Source organism: Bacillus sp. 05T31, assembly GCF_056396725.1.
In genome coordinates this window covers 1-358 of the sequence record NZ_JBFTMA010001524.1, presented here as the reverse complement: position 1 = coordinate 358, position 358 = coordinate 1, and the positions used below count along the sequence as shown (strand labels likewise).

The 358-nt window shown below is 31.6% G+C and carries 1 protein-coding gene; it reads left to right on the top strand.

What is annotated here, in order from left to right; translation table 11 throughout:
- Window positions 1–358 (top strand): GNAT family N-acetyltransferase (locus AC1DJR_RS34165; RefSeq protein ID WP_477004687.1); only part of this gene is annotated, 358 nt, incomplete at both ends.

The following is a 358-nucleotide window of genomic DNA, read 5'->3' as shown; positions in this document are numbered from 1 at the left end:
TATACAGAAAGTGCAAACACACTGGCATTCAAAATAATAGATGAAGAGACTAAAGCAGTTATTGGTCATATTTCTCTTGGACAAATAGATAATATAAATAAGTCTGCTAGAATTGGAAAAGTGCTAGTTGGTAATACGAAAATGAGAGGGCGTTCTATAGGGAAACATATGATGAAAGCCGTACTTCGTATTGCTTTTGAAGAATTAAAACTACATAGAGTAACTCTTGGTGTTTATGACTTTAATAAGTCAGCTATTTCTTGTTACGAAAAAATAGGTTTTGTAAAAGAAGGTTTATTAAGAGAGTCAAAAAAAGTAGGAGAAACGTATTGGAATTTATGGGAAATGAGTATGTTAG